This window comes from Vibrio sp. 1557 (genome assembly GCF_033340175.1).
In the GTDB taxonomy this organism is placed as follows: Bacteria; Pseudomonadota; Gammaproteobacteria; order Enterobacterales; family Vibrionaceae; genus Vibrio; species Vibrio alginolyticus.
Map to the genome: position 1 here is coordinate 24,217 of NZ_JAWOVZ010000007.1, position 18,670 is coordinate 42,886.

Annotated in this window: 17 protein-coding genes; 15 read left to right on the forward strand and 2 right to left on the reverse strand. The window is 38.1% G+C overall.

From position 1 onward, the window contains the following. Positions 1–39: 39 nt before the first annotated feature. Complete coding sequence (locus tag R7070_RS10935; RefSeq protein WP_005535462.1) at positions 40–261, reverse strand: hypothetical protein; 222 nt, start codon at positions 259–261, stop codon at positions 40–42. Between the two features lie 405 nt (positions 262–666). Between R7070_RS10935 and R7070_RS10940 the strand changes: the two genes are divergently transcribed. From R7070_RS10940 to R7070_RS11010, 15 genes are all read left to right on the forward strand, one after another. Further along, on the forward strand, positions 667–1,185 hold the full coding sequence (locus R7070_RS10940; protein WP_047103814.1) for an outer membrane beta-barrel protein: 519 nt from the start codon (positions 667–669) through the stop codon (positions 1,183–1,185). Between the two features lie 64 nt (positions 1,186–1,249). After that, complete coding sequence (locus R7070_RS10945) at positions 1,250–3,952, forward strand: SLBB domain-containing protein (RefSeq protein WP_256900478.1); 2,703 nt, start codon at positions 1,250–1,252, stop codon at positions 3,950–3,952. 35 nt (positions 3,953–3,987) lie between these two features. Continuing rightward, complete coding sequence (locus tag R7070_RS10950; RefSeq protein ID WP_256900477.1) at positions 3,988–4,941, forward strand: Wzz/FepE/Etk N-terminal domain-containing protein; 954 nt, start codon at positions 3,988–3,990, stop codon at positions 4,939–4,941. A 41-nt stretch (positions 4,942–4,982) separates the two neighbouring features. Further along, positions 4,983–6,104, forward strand: coding sequence for a non-hydrolyzing UDP-N-acetylglucosamine 2-epimerase (gene wecB / locus R7070_RS10955; RefSeq protein ID WP_256900476.1), 1,122 nt, complete (start codon positions 4,983–4,985; stop codon positions 6,102–6,104). Positions 6,105–6,126: 22 nt separating this feature from the next. Then, complete coding sequence (wecC, locus tag R7070_RS10960) at positions 6,127–7,392, forward strand: UDP-N-acetyl-D-mannosamine dehydrogenase (protein ID WP_171344428.1); 1,266 nt, start codon at positions 6,127–6,129, stop codon at positions 7,390–7,392. Further along, positions 7,392–8,459: a dTDP-glucose 4,6-dehydratase gene (gene rfbB / locus R7070_RS10965; protein WP_256900475.1), complete on the forward strand. Its 1,068-nt coding sequence runs from the start codon at positions 7,392–7,394 to the stop codon at positions 8,457–8,459. Before wecC ends, rfbB begins: the two co-directional genes overlap by 1 nt. After that, positions 8,456–9,322: a glucose-1-phosphate thymidylyltransferase RfbA gene (gene rfbA / locus R7070_RS10970; RefSeq protein WP_171344426.1), complete on the forward strand. Its 867-nt coding sequence runs from the start codon at positions 8,456–8,458 to the stop codon at positions 9,320–9,322. The genes rfbB and rfbA overlap by 4 nt, the downstream gene beginning before the upstream one ends. A 2-nt stretch (positions 9,323–9,324) precedes the next feature. After that, the gene (locus R7070_RS10975) at positions 9,325–10,401 is read left to right on the forward strand and encodes a DegT/DnrJ/EryC1/StrS family aminotransferase (protein WP_216600559.1); all 1,077 of its coding nucleotides are present in this window, start codon (positions 9,325–9,327) and stop codon (positions 10,399–10,401) included. Then, positions 10,398–10,973 (forward strand): acyltransferase, encoded by a 576-nt coding sequence (locus R7070_RS10980; RefSeq protein ID WP_171344425.1) that lies wholly within the window; start codon positions 10,398–10,400, stop codon positions 10,971–10,973. The genes R7070_RS10975 and R7070_RS10980 overlap by 4 nt, the downstream gene beginning before the upstream one ends. Then, positions 10,973–12,088 carry a TDP-N-acetylfucosamine:lipid II N-acetylfucosaminyltransferase gene (locus tag R7070_RS10985; protein WP_171344424.1) on the forward strand — a complete coding sequence of 372 codons (1,116 nt, stop codon included), beginning with the start codon at positions 10,973–10,975 and terminating at the stop codon, positions 12,086–12,088. Before R7070_RS10980 ends, R7070_RS10985 begins: the two co-directional genes overlap by 1 nt. Continuing rightward, positions 12,081–13,505 carry a lipopolysaccharide biosynthesis protein gene (locus tag R7070_RS10990; RefSeq protein WP_171344423.1) on the forward strand — a complete coding sequence of 475 codons (1,425 nt, stop codon included), beginning with the start codon at positions 12,081–12,083 and terminating at the stop codon, positions 13,503–13,505. Before R7070_RS10985 ends, R7070_RS10990 begins: the two co-directional genes overlap by 8 nt. A gap of 33 nt (positions 13,506–13,538) precedes the next feature. Then, complete coding sequence (locus tag R7070_RS10995; protein WP_171344422.1) at positions 13,539–14,549, forward strand: hypothetical protein; 1,011 nt, start codon at positions 13,539–13,541, stop codon at positions 14,547–14,549. Position 14,550: 1 nt separating this feature from the next. Continuing rightward, on the forward strand, positions 14,551–15,672 hold the full coding sequence (locus tag R7070_RS11000; protein WP_171344421.1) for an EpsG family protein: 1,122 nt from the start codon (positions 14,551–14,553) through the stop codon (positions 15,670–15,672). An 18-nt stretch (positions 15,673–15,690) separates the two neighbouring features. Then, entirely contained in the window at positions 15,691–16,728 is a 1,038-nt protein-coding gene (locus R7070_RS11005) for a glycosyltransferase family 4 protein (RefSeq protein ID WP_171344420.1), read from the forward strand. After that, a complete protein-coding gene (locus R7070_RS11010; protein WP_171344419.1) occupies positions 16,709–17,431 on the forward strand; it encodes a WecB/TagA/CpsF family glycosyltransferase in 723 nt (240 codons plus the stop codon). Before R7070_RS11005 ends, R7070_RS11010 begins: the two co-directional genes overlap by 20 nt. A 37-nt stretch (positions 17,432–17,468) precedes the next feature. Here the strand turns inward: R7070_RS11010 and wecA are convergent, their stop codons facing one another. Then, on the reverse strand, positions 17,469–18,542 hold the full coding sequence (gene wecA, locus R7070_RS11015; protein WP_171344418.1) for a UDP-N-acetylglucosamine--undecaprenyl-phosphate N-acetylglucosaminephosphotransferase: 1,074 nt from the start codon (positions 18,540–18,542) through the stop codon (positions 17,469–17,471). Between the last annotated feature and the right edge of the window lie 128 nt (positions 18,543–18,670).

Sequence of the window (18,670 nt, forward strand, 5' to 3'; positions counted from 1 at the left end):
AATCATTCAGGGCGATTATCTTCTGTCTACGAAACGAAATTAGTTAGTAGAAGTAGAAGTAGAAGTAGATGTTGAAGTAGATGTTGAATCGCTATCTGACGCTGCAACTGCTACTACAGTTACTGCTGCTGCCGCACCTACTGCTACAGCTGTTGTGCCTGTTGCAGATGCAGAAGCTGCGCCTGCTGAACCTGCTTCTTCTGCTGCAAATGCAGTTGATGCGCTTAGAGCCATAAGAATAGCTAGAGCTGTATTCTTCATTATTAATCCTTGTATATCCGGTATAAAAACATCGATGTTTGGTAGCATAAAAAATGCTCCAAATTATATTCTAGATAAAAAAGCCTTAGCATGTAAATAGTTTCTTATTTTGCTATGGCTTACGATCTCATTTCTAACACCAGCGTGACATTGTGCGGTTATCTTGCTCCCTTGCTTGCTGATAAACTATCAAGAGTGCATAATTTGTCGGCCTATTTCCTCCAGGACTAGAGGTTTGGAGTTAATAGGTCGTTTTTACTTACACCATATGGAAAGCGATACAGTGGCTTACGCTCAACGCCTCAGGGCGGTAGCGTACCAACTCTTCAGTATTTAATGGCCTGCATAGCACGCTTAACTTTGCTTTGGCAGTCCATATTATTACCAGTACTAGGAACTTTTTACGTGATAAGAAAGCAGCATTGTTTAGGAATACTTAGTGCACTGGGCTTAAGCCTGAGTTCTTTTTCAGCGTCAGCCGATTTTTATGCTGGTGCGTTAGTGAGCTACTCAAATGCAGAACTGAAAAGCTCGTCTTCTGAGTCCGTAAAAGAGGGGAGTCCTTTTCTTCTTAGTGCGCAAGCTGGTTATTTCTTTAATGACTATATTGGCTTAGAAGGGCGTTATGGGACATCAGTTCAACGTGACAGCGGTCTTGCCGTTGATAGCGTTTTGAGCGGCTTTGTTAAGTTGAATATGCCAGTTTCAGAGCGAGTTGCACTTTATGGTTTAGCTGGGTATTCAAGCGTTCAGCTCGATCTACAAAATGTAGGTTCTCACAAAGAACAAGGATTTAGTTTTGGGTTAGGTATGCACTACGCTTTAAACAACCAAAGCGCGGTGATATTTGAGTTCGTTGATAACGTCTCTGAAGACCAAGTTCGCCTTAACTCGATTACACTGGGTTTTCAGCACCGATTCTAATTTAAATACCTAGAGCTCAAACTTGGGGCTAGGGTCTTTTATTCAATTATTATAGTGACATACCATGTTTAAAGGATATTTCTCTATTGCCGCTTTTATATTGGCAAGTACGTTTGCGTCTTATTCGATGGCACAAACACCCACTCCAGAACAAATAAAAATGTTTCAAAATCTACCCGCCGACCAACAACAGGCCTTGGCGAGTAAATATGGTTTCTCCATTCCTTCTAGTTCATCTTCAAACAAGTCTCCTTACGAAAACCCGCAAGTAATCAAACCTAGGGCTGAATCTAGTGGTGCTGTATCTTCCAATATAGAGGAACAATGGCTCAAAAAAGACGAGAAGGAAGAGCTTAAACGCTTTGGTTTAGATCTTTTTGCTGGTTCTCCAAGCACGTTTGCTCCGATCAGTGATGTTCCTGTACCGGCAAATTACACTGTGGGGGCTGGTGATGAAATCATTGTGCAGTTGTTTGGTAAGGAGAACGAGACACATCGCTTACGTGTAAATCGCGCAGGCACAATCAACTTCCCCTCACTTGGGCCGGTAAATGTTGCTGGCATGCACTTTTCTGATGTTCGAGACTCTCTTACACAACGTGTAAAAGAACAAATGATTGGTGTGCGCAGTGATATTTCATTGGGTGAATTGCGCACAATGCAAGTGTTTGTAATGGGTGATGCATATAAGCCAGGTGCCTACACGGTTAGCGCATTAACGACAATTTCACAAGCTATTTATTACAGCGGCGGTTTTGGTGAAAGTGGGGCGCTGAGAGATATCCAGCTAAAGCGTGATGGTAAAATCATTCGTAAGTTGGATATGTATGACCTGTTATTAAAAGGTGATGCAAGTAATGATGTGCGCTTACTACCGGATGATGTTGTTTTAATTGGTTCTGTTAACGATACAGTGTCTATCGAAGGCGAGATCAACCGTCCGGCAATTTATGAAGTCAAGGCAGGTGAAACTTACCAGCAACTTATTCAGATGGCTGGTGGTTTTACTGCGAATGCTCATGCCGAGCAGTTGGAGATAAAACGCTACGCTTCACATGGCGCTCGTGAGGCTTTGACGCTTGATTTCAATAAAACGCAAGATCGACAGAGTAAAGTTAAAAATGGAGACGCCATCAAGATCTTGAAAAAAAGCGAAGAGCTTACTCGTTACGTGCAGATAGAGGGAGATGTTCGTCATCCTGGCTATGTGGAATGGCGCAATGGCCTTCGTGTTGCCGATCTTTTCAAATCTGTTGACTCAGCTTTTAATTCTACAGCTGATGTTAACTATGCGGTTGTGGTAAGAGAGATTAATCCACAGCGTGATATTGAGGTGTTCCAACTAAGCTTAGCCAACGCGATTCTATCACCAGGTAGCCAAGACAACCTTAAGTTACACTCACGAGATCGTATATTGGTTTTCAACCGCTTTAATAACGAAGATTTGGATACATTGGCAACACAAGAGGCTGTTTCAAAAGCAAAAACATTGGAGCAAGCGCAAGAGCAAGCTGAGCTGGAACAACAGAAAGAGCAAGAAGTTATGAGCTCTTCTGTTGCCGTTTCGCATTCAGAAAACGGTATGCTGAACAACCAGAACGCCACAGAGCAGGCGAAACCTGCTAAAATCATTTTCCGTGGTAAAGAGATTACAGAGGAAGATTTTGAAAAGCTGAAGCAAAATACTCGTCGCACTTTACTTGCCCCAGTGTTGTTACAACTTCAGCAACAGTCTCGTTTGGGACTAGCCCCTCAAATTGCTGAAGTCTTTGGTGAAGTGAAGCACCCAGGACGCTACCCGATCACTCCAAGAATGACGGTATCAACGCTTATTGAAGCTGCTGGTGGTTTGACTTACAACGCATTCACAATTAATGCAGAACTAGCGCGAACCGCGATTAATAGTGCGGATGAGCGTGCGTATATTGATGTTGAACGCATTGATTTACGTAAAGCAATACAAGGCAGTGCTTCAGACGATGCAATTATCGTAGGCCGAGATCGTTTGAACATCCTCGAAAAGCCAAATGTGAAGCTACAAAGCACAGTCACTTTACAAGGTGAAGTTCGCTTCCCTGGAACCTATACCGTGCGCCAAGGTGAAACCTTAAGTGAGTTATTGGACCGAGCGGGCGGCCTAACCGAATTTGCTCACCCTCAAGGAGCAATATTTACGCGTGAAGCATTACGCTTACAAGAGCAGAAGCTCTTAAATCAATACGCCGCAGATATGCGAAAAGAAACAGCGAAGAAGACGTTTCGAGCAGATAGTAATATAGGTTCTGTAATTTCAGACCCAGAGAAAACGTTAGCGTTTGTAGAGGAAGCAAGTCGCAGCAAAGCACTTGGCCGTATGGTGGTACAGTTAAACCGTATCTTAAAAGGTGAGCGTTCAGCAGACTTTATGCTAGAAGATGGAGACTTCCTCTTTGTGCCGACCTTCCGCAACACAGTCTCAATTATGGGTGAAGTTCAGGTTCCAATTACTTACTTGTTGGACAACAAACTTGATGTCGATGACTATCTTAACAAAGCCGGTGGTGCCAAGAAGCAAGCGGACGAAGACCGTATCTTTGTAGTACGAGCTGATGGTTCAGTTTACAAACCATCCTCTGGTTATTGGTTTGGAAATAACACAGAAGAACTAAAAGCTGGTGATACGATCGTAGTCCCAATTGATACAGACTACCGTGATGCATTAAGCACCTGGACTGCTGCTACACAGATCCTTTACCAAACGGGTGTTGCGATTAATGCACTTAGATAATTTGTGCTCTTTTAATTGGTCTTAAGGTGATTTTTATGTCTATGCAAGAACCGCAGGTTAACTTCAATAATGATGAAGTTTCACTGAAAGAGTTATTGTCGGTACTGTGGAAAGGCAAAGTGACTATTATCGGCTTTTTAGTTATTTTTGCGATAGCCTCAGTTGCTTACTCCTTATCTTTACCAAACATATACAGAGCAGATGCCCTATTGGCTCCATCCGAGATGAGTTCCGCATCTGGGTTTGGCAATGTTTCCGGACAATTGGGAAGTATTGCGGCTTTAGCAGGGGTAAATTTAGGTGCTGGTGAATCTAGTCAAAGTGGTTTGGCTGTTCAAGTTATACAGTCCCGAAATTTCGTAAATATGTTCATTACTAAGCATGGATTACTCGTTCCTTTAATGGCGAGTACAGGCTGGAACTTAGGAGATAATGAGCTTGTTATCGATCCTGAAGTTTATGACATCCAATCGCAAACATGGCTGCGACCAGCGGACGGAATGCGAGGAGCTGAGCCTACTGCCCAAGAAGCATATGAAGTGTTCATTAAAAGGGTACTAAGCGTTTCACTAAATGAAGATACTGGGCTTTACAACTTATCAGTAAGCCACTTTTCTCCTTTTATTGCTAAGCAATGGGTAGACTGGTTGATAGAAGACATTAATGACGTCATGAGAGATAGAGCGATATCTGATGCGACAAATAATCTTAATTATTTACATGCTCAGTTAGAGAAAACTTCTATTTCAGAAATGCAGACAACCTTCTATAGCTTAATTGAAGAACAGACTAAAAGTTTAATGCTTGCTCAGGCACAAGACGAGTTTGTCTTTAAAGTTGTTGATCCTGCTGTCGCGCCAGAGCTTAAATCTGGACCTAAAAGAGCAATTATGTGTGTTTTAGGTACTTTACTGGGAGGAATGCTTGGTGTGGCTATTGTATTAATAAGGTTGTCATTTTTTAAGAAGAATAAGTCGATTGAGTCTTAAGCTCATTGAATTTTATAACTTAGGGATTATTGATCTTGACCATGAAAAAAAAGGTTCTTACGGTATTTGGTACTCGACCAGAAGCAATAAAGATGGCGCCTCTAGTTCATGCTTTAGCTTCCGACGAACGATTTGAAGCAAAGTGCTGTGTGACAGCCCAACATCGAGAGATGCTGGACCAAGTCCTTGAGCTATTTGAGATAAAACCAGATTATGACCTTAACTTAATGAGAGTAGGTCAGTCACTTAATGACGTGACTGCACGGATCTTATTGGAATTAAAACCAGTATTACATGAGTTTAAACCTGATGTTGTTTTAGTCCATGGTGATACTGCAACTACATTTGCAGCTAGCCTTGCTGCATATTACGAACAAATTTCAGTTGGTCATGTAGAAGCAGGTTTAAGGACAGGCAACATCTACTCTCCTTGGCCTGAGGAAGCAAATAGAAAGTTGACGGGAGCATTAACGCAATATCACTTTGCGCCAACAGAAACATCCCAAAATAACTTGTTACAAGAGAATTTCGATAAAAAGAATATCTCTGTGACGGGGAACACGGTTATCGATGCACTATTGATGATTAAAGATAAAATTGATCATGATAAGTCTCTTCATCAGCAGTTATCGGAGCAATTCCCATTCCTTTGTGAAGATAAAAAGTTAGTACTCGTTACAGGTCACAGAAGAGAGAGTTTTGGTGGCGGCTTTGAGCGTATTTGCGAGGCTCTAGCTTTGACAGCGCAAAAACATCCAGAAGTTCAAATTGTTTATCCTATGCATTTGAATCCGAATGTACGAGAGCCCGTTAATCGAATTCTTGCGGGCATCAACAATGTGCATTTGATCGAGCCTCAACAATACTTACCGTTTATCTACTTAATGAATAGAGCGCACATCATACTTACTGATTCGGGTGGCATTCAAGAAGAAGCGCCTTCTCTAGGTAAACCGGTATTAGTAATGAGAGACACTACAGAGCGCCCAGAAGCTATAGAAGCTGGCACCGTTAAGTTGGTTGGTACTGACATAGACCGAATCGTTGTTGGTTTAACGACGCTGCTTCAGGATGAACAAGCATACAAAGAAATGAGCTTTGCACATAACCCTTATGGGGATGGAAAAGCATGTCAACGAATTCTAGATGTTCTAGCAAAATAATTTAATTTAACGAGAAGTATATATGTCTTTTGAAACAGTATCAGTTGTAGGTTTGGGCTACATTGGTTTGCCAACAGCAGCAATGTTCGCATCACGCAAAAAAAAAGTTATTGGTGTTGATGTTAACCAACATGCTGTTGACACTATCAATCAAGGTAAAATCCATATCGTTGAGCCTGAGCTTGATATGATCGTAAATGCCGCAGTTAAAGAAGGTTACCTAAAAGCGGTGATAACTCCAGAAGCGGCTGATGCTTTTCTTATAGCTGTTCCAACCCCCTTCTTACCTTGCAAAGTAGGTGAAGTCCCAGCTCCTGACCTTTCTTACATTGAAGCTGCGAGTAAAGCAATTGCTCCTGTCTTAAAGAAGGGAGATCTAGTTATCCTAGAATCGACTTCACCAGTAGGAGCTACTGAGCAGATGGCAGATTGGCTAGCTCAGGCACGTTCAGACCTTACTTTCCCTCAAACTCATGGCGAAAACGCGGACATTAACATTGCACATTGCCCGGAGCGTGTGTTGCCAGGTCATGTCGTTCGAGAACTGGTTGAAAATGATCGTGTAATTGGCGGCCTTACACCTAAATGTTCGCAACGATCAGTTGAGTTGTACCAAACATTTGTTCAAGGCGAATGTGTTATTACTAATGCGCGCACTGCTGAAATGGCAAAGTTGACTGAAAACAGCTCTCGTGACGTTCAGATTGCATTTGCAAATGAGCTTTCTGTTATTTGTGACAAGTTAGAAATTAATGTCTGGGAGCTAATTGCACTAGCAAACCGTCATCCACGCGTGAACATCCTTCAACCTGGTCCGGGTGTTGGTGGACATTGTATCGCCGTAGACCCTTGGTTTATCGTTTCAAAAACGCCGGAAGAAGCTCAGATTATTCATACTGCACGTAAAGTGAATGACAGCAAGCCTAGTTGGGTTGTCAATAAAACAAAAATGGCAATTGCGGATTTCTTGCAAGAGAATGCTGATAAAACAGCCAAAGAGATTACAATTGCATGTTATGGTTTAGCCTTTAAACCTGATATCGATGATTTACGTGAAAGCCCTGCAATGCAGATCGTAAAAGAAATAGCTTCTTTTCACACTGGGAACGTAATTGCTGTTGAACCTAATATTCACCAGTTACCAAGTTCATTGGAGCACGTTGAACTTCAGAGTTTTGACTTTGCAAAGTCGACTGCTGATATTCATATAATGCTCGTTGATCACACAGAATTTAAAGAACAATCTATTAGTTCAGACTTTTTAATTGATACTAAGGGTATCTGGTAATGCGAATTCTTGTGACAGGTGGAGCCGGTTTTATCGGTTCCGCTGTAATTAGGCATATAATTACTAATACTAATGATAGCGTTGTTAATATTGATAAACTGACATACGCAGGCAATTTAGAGTCGCTAACGGAAGTCTCAAGTAGCGATCGCTATTCATTTGAAAGAGTCGATATTTGTGACAGAGAAGAGCTAGAAAGGGTTTTCAAGCAACATAACCCTGATTTAGTAATGCATCTTGCTGCAGAGTCCCATGTAGATCGTTCCATTGATGGTCCATCCGCGTTCATAGAGACGAATATCATTGGTACCTATACCATGTTGGAAGTGAGTAGAAATTATTGGGAACAGCTTGATGAAGAGAGAAAAAAAATTTTTCGTTTCCATCATATATCAACTGACGAAGTTTATGGGGATTTAGAAGGTACTTCCGATTTATTCACAGAAACGACTTCTTATTCTCCAAGTAGCCCTTATTCTGCTTCAAAGGCTTCGAGTGACCATCTAGTAAGAGCATGGGCTCGAACTTATCAATTTCCTACAGTCGTTACAAACTGTTCCAATAACTATGGGCCATATCACTTTCCTGAAAAGCTTATACCTTTAGTTATATTAAATGCACTGGAAGGAAAAGCTCTACCTATTTATGGCGATGGTCAACAAATAAGAGACTGGCTGTTTGTAGAGGATCATGCACGTGCTTTGTATCTTGTGGCAACAAAAGGGGTTCTTGGAGAAACATACAATATCGGTGGACACAACGAGAAAACGAATCTTGAAGTAGTGACGACGATTTGTCGAATACTCGACAAATTAAAACCAAATAAACTCCAAAATATCAAAAATTATGAAGATCTCATTACATTCGTTGCCGATCGTCCTGGGCATGACCAGAGGTATGCAATTGATGCGAGTAAAATTGAGAAAGAGTTAGGTTGGACACCAAATGAATCATTTGAGAGTGGGATTAAGAAAACTGTTGAGTGGTACTTAGAAAATACGAACTGGTGGCAACGTGTTTTAGATGGTTCTTATAATCTAGAACGTTTAGGTGTAGGAAAACAATGAAAGGAATAATCTTAGCTGGAGGTTCTGGCACACGTCTTTACCCAATTACAAAAGGTATTTCTAAGCAACTGATTCCAGTGTATGACAAACCGATGATATATTATCCATTATCAGTTTTAATGCTCGCTGGTATCAAAGATATTTTGGTGATAACTACACCTGAAGACTTACCAAACTTTGAGCGCCTACTTGGTAATGGCTCTGCATTTGGAATTAATCTTAGTTATGCAGTACAACCAAGTCCTGACGGTTTAGCCCAAGCATTTATTATTGGGGAAGATTTTATAGGCAAAGACTCGGTTTGTCTTGTCTTGGGAGATAACATCTTCTATGGTCCAGGTTTTTCAACAAAACTAAAAGATTCTTTTAATAAAGAAGTGGGAGCAACAGTCTTTGGGTATCAAGTGAAAGACCCGGAGCGTTTTGGTGTTGTTGAGTTTGATGAAGACTTTAATGCAAAATCAATAGAAGAAAAACCAGAAAATCCTAAGTCGAACTATGCTGTAACGGGCTTATACTTTTATGATAATAGAGTTATAGAATTTGCGAAATCAATTCAGCCATCGGAGAGAGGTGAGCTAGAAATAACTTCTATTAATCAAAAGTACTTAGAAAATAAAGAGCTAAAGGTTGAGCTTCTAGGTCGAGGGTTTGCTTGGTTAGATACAGGAACCCATGAAAGTCTACTTGAGGCAGCGCAATTTGTTGAAACCATAGAGAAGAGACAAGGCTTTAAAATTGCTTGTTTAGAAGAAATTGCTTTTAACAATGGATGGCTTAGTAGCTCGGATATAAAAAAATCAGGCTCAAAAATGAAAAAGAATGAATATGGTCAATATTTGATGAGTCTTGTCGAGAGATAATAATGTTAAATGTTACGCAATCCTACTTACCAAGTAAAAAAAAGTACAAATCATATGTTGATGATATTTATAGCTCTTGTCATTTAACCAACTCGGGGCCACTTCAAAAAGAATTGGAGCGAAGGTTAGAGAGTTATTTGGGAGTTAAGCATGTAATTTGTGTTGCAAATGGTAGTGTAGCGCTCCAAGTGGCTTATAAAGCGTTAGAGTTGAGAGGTAAAGTAATAACCACTCCTTTTAGCTTTGCTGCGACTTCAAGTACGTTAGTATGGGAAGGGCTTGAACCTGTATATTGTGATATTGATGAGAATACCCTAAATCTAGACCCTAACCTTCTAGAGTCTTTAATTGATGATTATACATCGTGTATTCTCCCTGTTCATGTTTTTGGTAATCCTTGTGATGTTGAAAATATTGGGAAAATAGCTAGTGAGCACAATTTGAAAGTTATTTATGATGCTGCTCATGCGTTCTCTGTAAACTATTTAAATAAAAGTTTGTTTAGTTATGGAGATATAAGTACAGTTAGCTTTCATGCTACTAAGATCTTCCACACTATTGAAGGTGGGGCAATTATCACTCAGTGTGATGAAATTGCTGCGAAGGTCAAGAGATTAATAAACTTCGGCTTAGAAGATGGAAAGCTTGTCGATAGTTTGGGCACTAATGCAAAAATGAATGAGTTTGAGGCAGCAATGGGCCTCTGTGTGCTAGATGAAATAGAACATATTAAAGCAGCAAGGCGTGAACTATTATTAGCTTATAACACGTTTTTGCCTAAATATATTGGGAGGCAAGCCTTAATAAGTGGAGCGTCTGAATTATTATCCTATATGCCAGTCATATTTAAAGATGAGAAAGAGCTTATAAGTGTTAAAGATGCCCTTGAGAAAAATGACATATATCCGAGGCGCTATTTCTACCCTTCACTAGATACTATTTACCATACATGCTCTATGAATGTTCAGTCTAAATCGAGGTGTGTTAGCAAACGTATTCTTTGCTTACCTTTTTATGCAGGCATGACTGTAGAACAAGTTAAAATGATTTCGGCTATAGTTTCTGGAGTATTAGAATGAGTTTTTACACTTCTCAAGAATTAGATGGTATGGGTTTTAAATATTTAGGTGATAACGTAAAAATATCACGTAAAGCCAGTATATATAATCATAAGAATATATCAATTGGAGATCATTCTAGAATTGATGACTTTGCAGTTTTGTCTGCTGGTGAGGGAGGGATATATATTGGAAGAAATGTTCATATTGCAATATATAGCTCAATCATGGGGCAGGGTAAAATTAGTCTTGATGACTTTTCTGGAATATCATCCAGAGTAAGTATCTATAGTAGTAATGATGACTATTCTGGTGCGTTTATGACTAATCCAACCGTCGGAGATGAGTTTACCAATGTAAGCTCTAAGCCCGTATTCCTTAGTAAGCATGTAATTGTCGGGAGTGGCAGCATTGTTTTACCAGGAGTGGAATTGGGTGTTGGAGTTGCTGTTGGTGCTCTATCCCTCGTAACAAAGTCATATGGTGAATTTGTTATTATTTCTGGGAGTCCTGCAAGAAAGGTAAAAGAAAGACGAAGAGAATTACTTAATTTTGAAGCTGACTTTTTGAGTAGATTTGGTTGCAATAAATAATGAGCAGAATACTACATATTGCAAAAGATGAAAAGTTCATAGACATGGGCTTAAATATGTTTGAATCTGTTTCTTCTGGAAATAACGACTTGCTCATTTTATCGAATAGAGACAGTCTCTTTTACGTAAAAAGTAAACCTCACAAGATTATTTCACAGAAACAATTAATAAAAGAAGCAAAAGAAGAAGGTTTCTGGAGCGATTACAGACTAGTAGTTATTCATTCATTGTTTTGTAGTGGTTTCAATATACCGAGTGGGATTAAGGTTATTTGGATTGGTTTTGGGTATGATTATTATGATCTTATCGGGGATTATACGTCTTTTTTATCTGAAAAAACAAAAGAAGTATATATTAATCAAAAAAAACTGAATTCTAGCATCATTAGTAAAGTAAAGAATTTTAAAATTATAAAGCATTTTCGAATGCTTAAGAAAATTCGTATGATTGAGAGAGTTGACTACTTTTGTCCTGTATTAGATGTAGAATATGATTTAATTAATTGGGCTAAAATAAAAAAACCTAAACTAATGGACTGGAATTATGGTACATATGAGGATAATTGGAGTGTTGGCAGTGTCACAGCTTCTGGAGATAAAATTCTCATAGGCAATAGTGCTGATATAACTTGTAATCATTTTGATGCAATAGACTTGGTAAGCCGACTCGGCATGAAGAATGAATTAGTTTTTCCGTTAAGCTATGGATGTAGTAAGTATGCTCAATTAGTTGAAGATTATGTCAATGAAAATTACCAAGGGAATGCTAACTTTCTAAAGGAATTTCTTCCGATTAATGAATACTTTTCAATATTAGAAGAGTGTGCATATGTTATTATGCCTCATAAAAGGCAACAAGGGCTAGGTAATATATTTATTGCACTATCTATTGGTGCAAAAGTCTTCCTTGATAAGGAAAATCCAATATATACTTTCCTAACAAGCCATAATGTTCATGTTTTTGAAATCGGAGAGTTAGAAAAAGACAGCTGGAAGTCTCGATTGACTAAAGATGAAATTGAGGAAAATATCACATTCCTAAAAGCATACATAGGACGAGACTCAATGGAAGTTAAAACCAAAGCATTGATCGATGCAAGAAAACTAATTGAGTGAACTAATGGAGTTGAAGAAAGTAATTAAATTTGCATTAGGTCCTATTGCTGGTGCACTCCTAGGTTTAGTTTCATTACCAATTATAACTTGGTTTTTTAATCAGGAGGATGTTGGCAGAATATCAATGCTCCAAATTACCGTTAGCTTGACTACTCTTGTATTTTGCCTAGGGTTAGATCAAAGTTATGTTAGGGAGTATCATGACGAAAATAATAAAGCACGTTTATTCAAGATAGTATGGTTACCGACCTCACTATTTCTATTAGTTGCCGCGACACTTACCATCATTTTTACTGATACAAAATTATCTATTCTATTATTCGAGTTAGACTCAATTTCTCTTACTTTATTGACAATACTTTTGATTGTCACTTCGCTGAGTGCTCGATTCTTCTCTCTTATCCTGAGAATGGAGGAGAGAGGACTAGCTTATTCGCTAAGTCAAGTGCTACCAAAAATTATGGTGTTGGTTGTCCTTGGGCTTTACATAATCCTTGATATAAGGAAAAGCTTTGACCACCTACTTTACGCTTATGTAATTGCTGGGGTAGGTGGGGGAGTTGTATTGGCCTGGACTGTCAGAAACACAATAAAGAAAGCAATCGATGAAGTCTTTGATTCGACTAAATTCAAGGAAATGCTTTCGTTTGGATTACCTTTAGTTCTAGGTGCATTTGCATATTGGGGGCTAACAGCTGCTGACAAATTAATGTTAAGGGCATTGTCCACTTATAAGGAATTAGGCTTATATTCTGTTGCGATTAGTTTTGCGAGTGCTGCAACTATTCTACAGTCTGTGTTCTCTACTGTATGGGCTCCAACGGTTTATAAGTGGGCTAGTAATAATGAAAATATAGATAAAGTACATGAAGTAACAAGCTACATTACGCTAGCAGTTGGAGTATTGTTTTCACTAGCTGGGGCATGTTCATGGTTAGTAACATTTCTATTACCTGAAGAGTATATTAGCGTCCAATGGGTTTTAATTGTGTGCATGGGTGCGCCATTATTGTATACCCTATCAGAAACAACAGCAGTAGGCATAGGGATAACACGCAGATCAAGCTTCTCAATGTTAGCTTCGATAATTGCGTTTCTAACTAATATTATTGGTAATTATTTGTTAGTACCACAATTGGGAGCCAAAGGTGCTGGCATTAGCACGTGTATTGCATTTTTTGTTTTATTTGTTTTAAGAACAGAATTCTCATCAAGGCTGTGGATTCCGATTAAAAGATTAAAGTTATATACAGTTACATTTCTATTAGTTGTGGGGGCGATTTCTTCTGCTTTATACGGAGAAAATTTCCCTTTATATATACCAACACTATGGCTTACTTTTCTTGTGTTTTTGCTTATCACGTACAAAGTTAACTTTAGAAAGTTGTTATTATTTGTTAAAAATAGAAAAATATGATTATTAAATAATTTAGGTTAATTGTAATTCAAGATGAAAAGTAAAATTTTATATGTCGTTCCTGATATTTCAAATAAAAATAGTGGTCCATCAGTTAGGGTCACTAACATTGTAGAGTCAAATGTATTTGATGCTATAGTTTCCGGTGGTTTTTTAGAAAAAATAACTTCAGTTATGAGCTTGCATAAAAAGAGCTTAGTTTATGTTGAATCTTCAACAAACAGACTCAATATCGCTGATATTATCTCTCTTGTTTTTTTAAAATATATCAAAAGATGCGATATAAGAGTTTACATTAGGGATTGTTACACGATCTTATTTCCAGAAGATTATAGATCCTTAAGGAAAAAAGTTACTAAATTATTGTTAGATATCACGAATAGATTATATATTTCTGTTGCAACAAAATTGTACTTTCCAACAAAAGATATGGCTAAAGAATTTCTTGACTACTATAATTGTAATTCTCCCACTTCTGACTTACCACCAGGGATTGTTGTCGATGAATATGATTCTTTTGATTTTCCAATTTCAAGTCAACGTATTAACTATATCCTACACGTCGGCGGGTTGGGATATAAATACTCGGGTGTAGATAACCTAATTAAGTTTGCGATGAGCTTAGATAGTAATGTAAGGCTCCTACTGATAACTAGAGATAAAGCACTGATTTACAAACATCCAGATTTTTCTTTAGTAAGCGAAAAAGTTGAGCTACTTTCTCATGATCGCGACGGAGTTAAAGAAAGAATTGGCCGAGGTAATGTTATTGCTGCTGTACATACTAGACCATTGAACAAATATGACTCAATGACCTTTCCTATCAAAATTCTTGATTATGTGTCTTGGAAGTTGCCTATTATATCTTTAAGGCATAAGCCTTTGGTGAGCTTGTTAGGCAATGATTACCCTCTTTTCTACGATGAGTTATCTAAATTTCAATTTAAAGATCTAGATAACTCAAGGAAAAAAGTGTGTGATATTTATCAGGCAGTTTATTTAGAAAAAAACTACAAGAAGATTTTTTCTAAACTGGTAGAATAAAATGCTAATTGAGTTGCTTCTCTTAACATTATTATTTGTTTTCTCATATGCTAATGTTGCTTATCAGCATAGTTATAAAGAACTAATGCTGTTTTTTATCTTTCCTATATTGATATTAATTACGGTAAGGCAGCTTGGGTATGATTTAAATAATTATTATAGTATTTATTCTGAAATTTCTAACTTAGACTTTTCTCTAATTACTTTTAATAATTCTGTTGGTTTGTTAAATAAAAAGTATGAACCAACCTTTCATATATTAGTTCATTTTTCGAGTTATTATAATTTAGGTTTTAGGGGGGTGTTGTTTTTATTTGCATTAATGACATTGTTATTTTTGAGTTTATCTTCTCTAATCACTGGTGTAAAGTTTTCCCCTTTCATATCAGCTTATATATTGATTGCTTTTTTACCAGGTCCATATGAGGCTATTAGATCTGCTATAGCGATTGTTATTTCTCTTGTTGCAATTGCATTTTTTAGTAATAGGTCATATCTAACTTCATTCTTATTTATATTGTTGGCATTTTTTTTTCATAAAACAATAATATTAATGCCATTGCTCTACTTTTTATATTGTTTTGCTCGATATCTATTATTATCAGATAGACTTATTTATGCAATAATATTATTCGCATTTCCAATAACTCTAATATTATTGAATGTAGTTATTGATTTTTTAGGGTTCAATAATCCAGTGCTAGTGTCAATCAATGCCATTCTAATGAGGGATGGAAAAAATTCTTTTGAAAATAGTACTGAGCTATTAAAGTATATATTAATATTAGGTCGTTGTTTGTTTGTGTTTTGTTTGGTTTATTTTATAAACAAAAATATTTCTAGCTTGTTTTTGAAAGATAAAAATATTAGAGTTTCGATAAGGATGGTTAACCTTTTGGTGTTTTTGTCAATATCTCTTATGCTATCAAATCAATTTATCATTGCATCTAGAGTTGCTGAGCTTTCTTTTGTTTTAGTTGCATTTTTACTTGTTAAGGTTTTGACTTTTGTAAGTAATAGAAAGAGTAATTTGTTGCTGCATTTTTCCTGTTTTGCAATTTTAGTTACGAACTTAGTTTTTGTCTTTTTAATGTATCTTTTGCCTAGTGGTGTTCCTGTTTGATTATTTATGAGAAAAGGCATGATTCATATTTTTAGTACGGAATTAAAAAGTGGTAAAGGTGGTATTAGCACCGCTTTAGTAGGTTACGTTGAATCATTGCGTGAACGTGATGTTCCAATAAACCTAGTTACAACTCACTCAGGGGTTAACAAGGTTGGTAATTTCTTTAAAGCTTTGGCTTCTGCTTTTCGAGTAAAAAGTGGTGATGTTTGCTGGTTTCACGTTGGTCCTTGGTTTTCAATTCTTAGGAAAAGTATTTTTATACTAATATGCAAATTGAAAGGAGCTAAGGTCGTAGTACACTTTCATTCAGCTAAAACTCATCATTACTTACATAGTTCATTTGGCCGACTCTGTCTTAAATGTCTATATTTCCTTTCTGATCACTTTGTTGTTTTGACCAATTGGTGGAAAAGTGAGTTTGCACATCATGGATTTGATGAAAAAGTATTTGTCTCACCTAATCCGATAGACTCTCAGTTAGTCCAGCTTATCGAAGAAAATAAAGTGCGTTTTTTAGAAGGTAAGAAACTCGAAGAAACGGCGTTCGTTAACATACTTGCAATGACTAGGCTCGTCGAAGGAAAGGGGTTTAGAGAAATTATTAACGCACTCCATATACTACCTAGTAATTATAAACTTTCAATTGCTGGCTCGGGCCCTCTAGAAGAGCAACTTAAGAAGCAAGTTCAAGCATTAGGACTGAGCGATAGAGTTACCTTTCTTGGTTGGGTTGATTATGGGTCTAAGCTTGAATTGTTTTCCAATACTGACCTGTTTTGTCTACCTTCTCGATTCGACTCTTTTGGTATGGTTTATTTAGAAGCTTTATCAGCTAATATTCCCGTTGTAGCTCTCAATTTCCAAGCGATACCAGACGTAGTGCCTGAAGGCATGGGAGTTTTGATCGACAATGATGACCCTGTCTCTTTGGCTTGTGCCATACAAGAAGCAGCAGAAATGAGAGATATAAAAGGAGATGAATATGTACTTAGTAAATATTCTCCCGAGCCAGTTACAAAGAGGTTTTTAAAGAATGTCGAATACAGTGCTTAAGACTAATATCGATAATTTTGAGGTTCATTGCTTCGAAAAAATGGAATCTGCTGTGAGCACTATCATGACTCACAATCTTGATAACGCAACAATCGCTGTAGCTATCAATCCTGAAAAAATTCTCGCTTCTAGAACAAACTTAGAAACAAAAAACGCCATTGAAGTTGCAAGTTTTCGTTACTTAGACGGAATGGGAGCCGTTTGGGTCGCATCAAAGAAACTTGGCCAAAAAGTTAGTCGAATTCCTGGTTGCGAGCTTTGGGAGCGGTTAATGCTCGCAGCGGCTGAAGCCGACACTCCTGTTTTTATTTTGGGTGCAAAAGAGAACGTATTGCTCAGAACGGTGGAGAAGCTCAAGCAACAAGGTGTTAACGTTGTTGGATTTCAGGATGGTTATTTCTCTGACGAAGAGTTACTTATCAGTGAGATTCAGCGCTCCGGAGCTAAAATCCTTTCTGTGGCTCTTGGTTCTCCAAAGCAGGAGCTATTTATGAAGAAAGCAAAAGATAGTGGTTTAACTTGCTTTATGATGGGGGTTGGCGGAACTTATAATGTTTTTGTCGGTGAGGTTAAGAGAGCGCCTGATTTTTGGTGTCGTCTGAACTTAGAATGGCTATATCGACTACTCTCTGAGCCATCAAGAATATTTAGACAAATAAAGCTTACAAAATATGTTTACTTAGCTTTAGCAAACAAACTGTAGGTCGAGTTTGAAAAGGGGGCTGAGAGCCCTTTTTGTATCAAAGCTCGGTTGCTGTCGCTTCGTTACTATTTAACTTACTACGAAAGTAACTCGTAATTCGCCACACATAAGCAAGTAAAATTGAATACACAATAAAACAGGCGATGAAGGTATAGAACATGATAGCTTCAGATAGACCGGTCAATTCACCATAGATACCAAATGCCGCATATGCAGATGCAATCAGGCAAATCACAACAAGAGTTTGTTTCGAGCTTAAACCCATACGTTGGAAAATATGATGCAAGTGTTCTCTGTCAGGTTTGAATGGCGAATCCCCGCGGCGAACGCGGCGAATCATAATCGCCGCCATGTCCATCAACGGAACCGCAATTAACCACAATGCTGTTACTGGACGCATCAAAGGTTTGCTTTCTGCTTGGCTGACACCGAGCAACAGCCAAATAACTGTAAAGCCAATCATCATGCTGCCTGCGTCACCCATAAATACTTTTCGAGCGCGCCCTAAAATACCCAAGTTCATGAAAATATACGGCAGCATGGCAACAATAATTACCACACAGAGGTAAGCTAAGCCGTGTTGGGCGTCTACCCTCAATAAATAGGCAAGAGCGCCAAAGGTTACAATAGAAAGCCCACCCAGAAGACCATCAATGCCGTCTACCATATTAAAAGCATTGATTGCACCTATCACCGCTAACACTGTAATCACAATGCCAGTCCAACCTAAGTTGATTTCACCAAAACCGAACATGTTTCCTAAACTGTGCAGTTCAATACCAGCAATATGAATCATCACTAAAGACAAGCCAGCCTGAACCCCCATGCGTATCTTGAAACTCAAGTCGACCTTATCGTCGATGGCTCCGATAAGCGTTAAGAGTGCGATAGAACATACATACAGCCAACTGTATTCGATAACTTGTGGTTTAAAGGTGAGAAACTGGATAAGAACAATGCAGATAGAGATCCCACCGATAAGTGGAACAGCACCTTCATGTAACTTCCTTTCGTTTGGTTTATCGACTAAGCCAACCGACTTAGCAACCTTACGCATGAGAAACAAAGTGGCAAACGAAGAAAAGAAGATAAATAGAAGTTCCAGAAACATAATAGTGCCAACTGCCATTGTAATTATTCGACGGCTATTTTAACCGACAAGGTAACTATCTCAAGGAGAAAATAAGCAACGAAATGGTAGCAAAACGTTACTTTTACACTATTTCTCCTGATTTACTT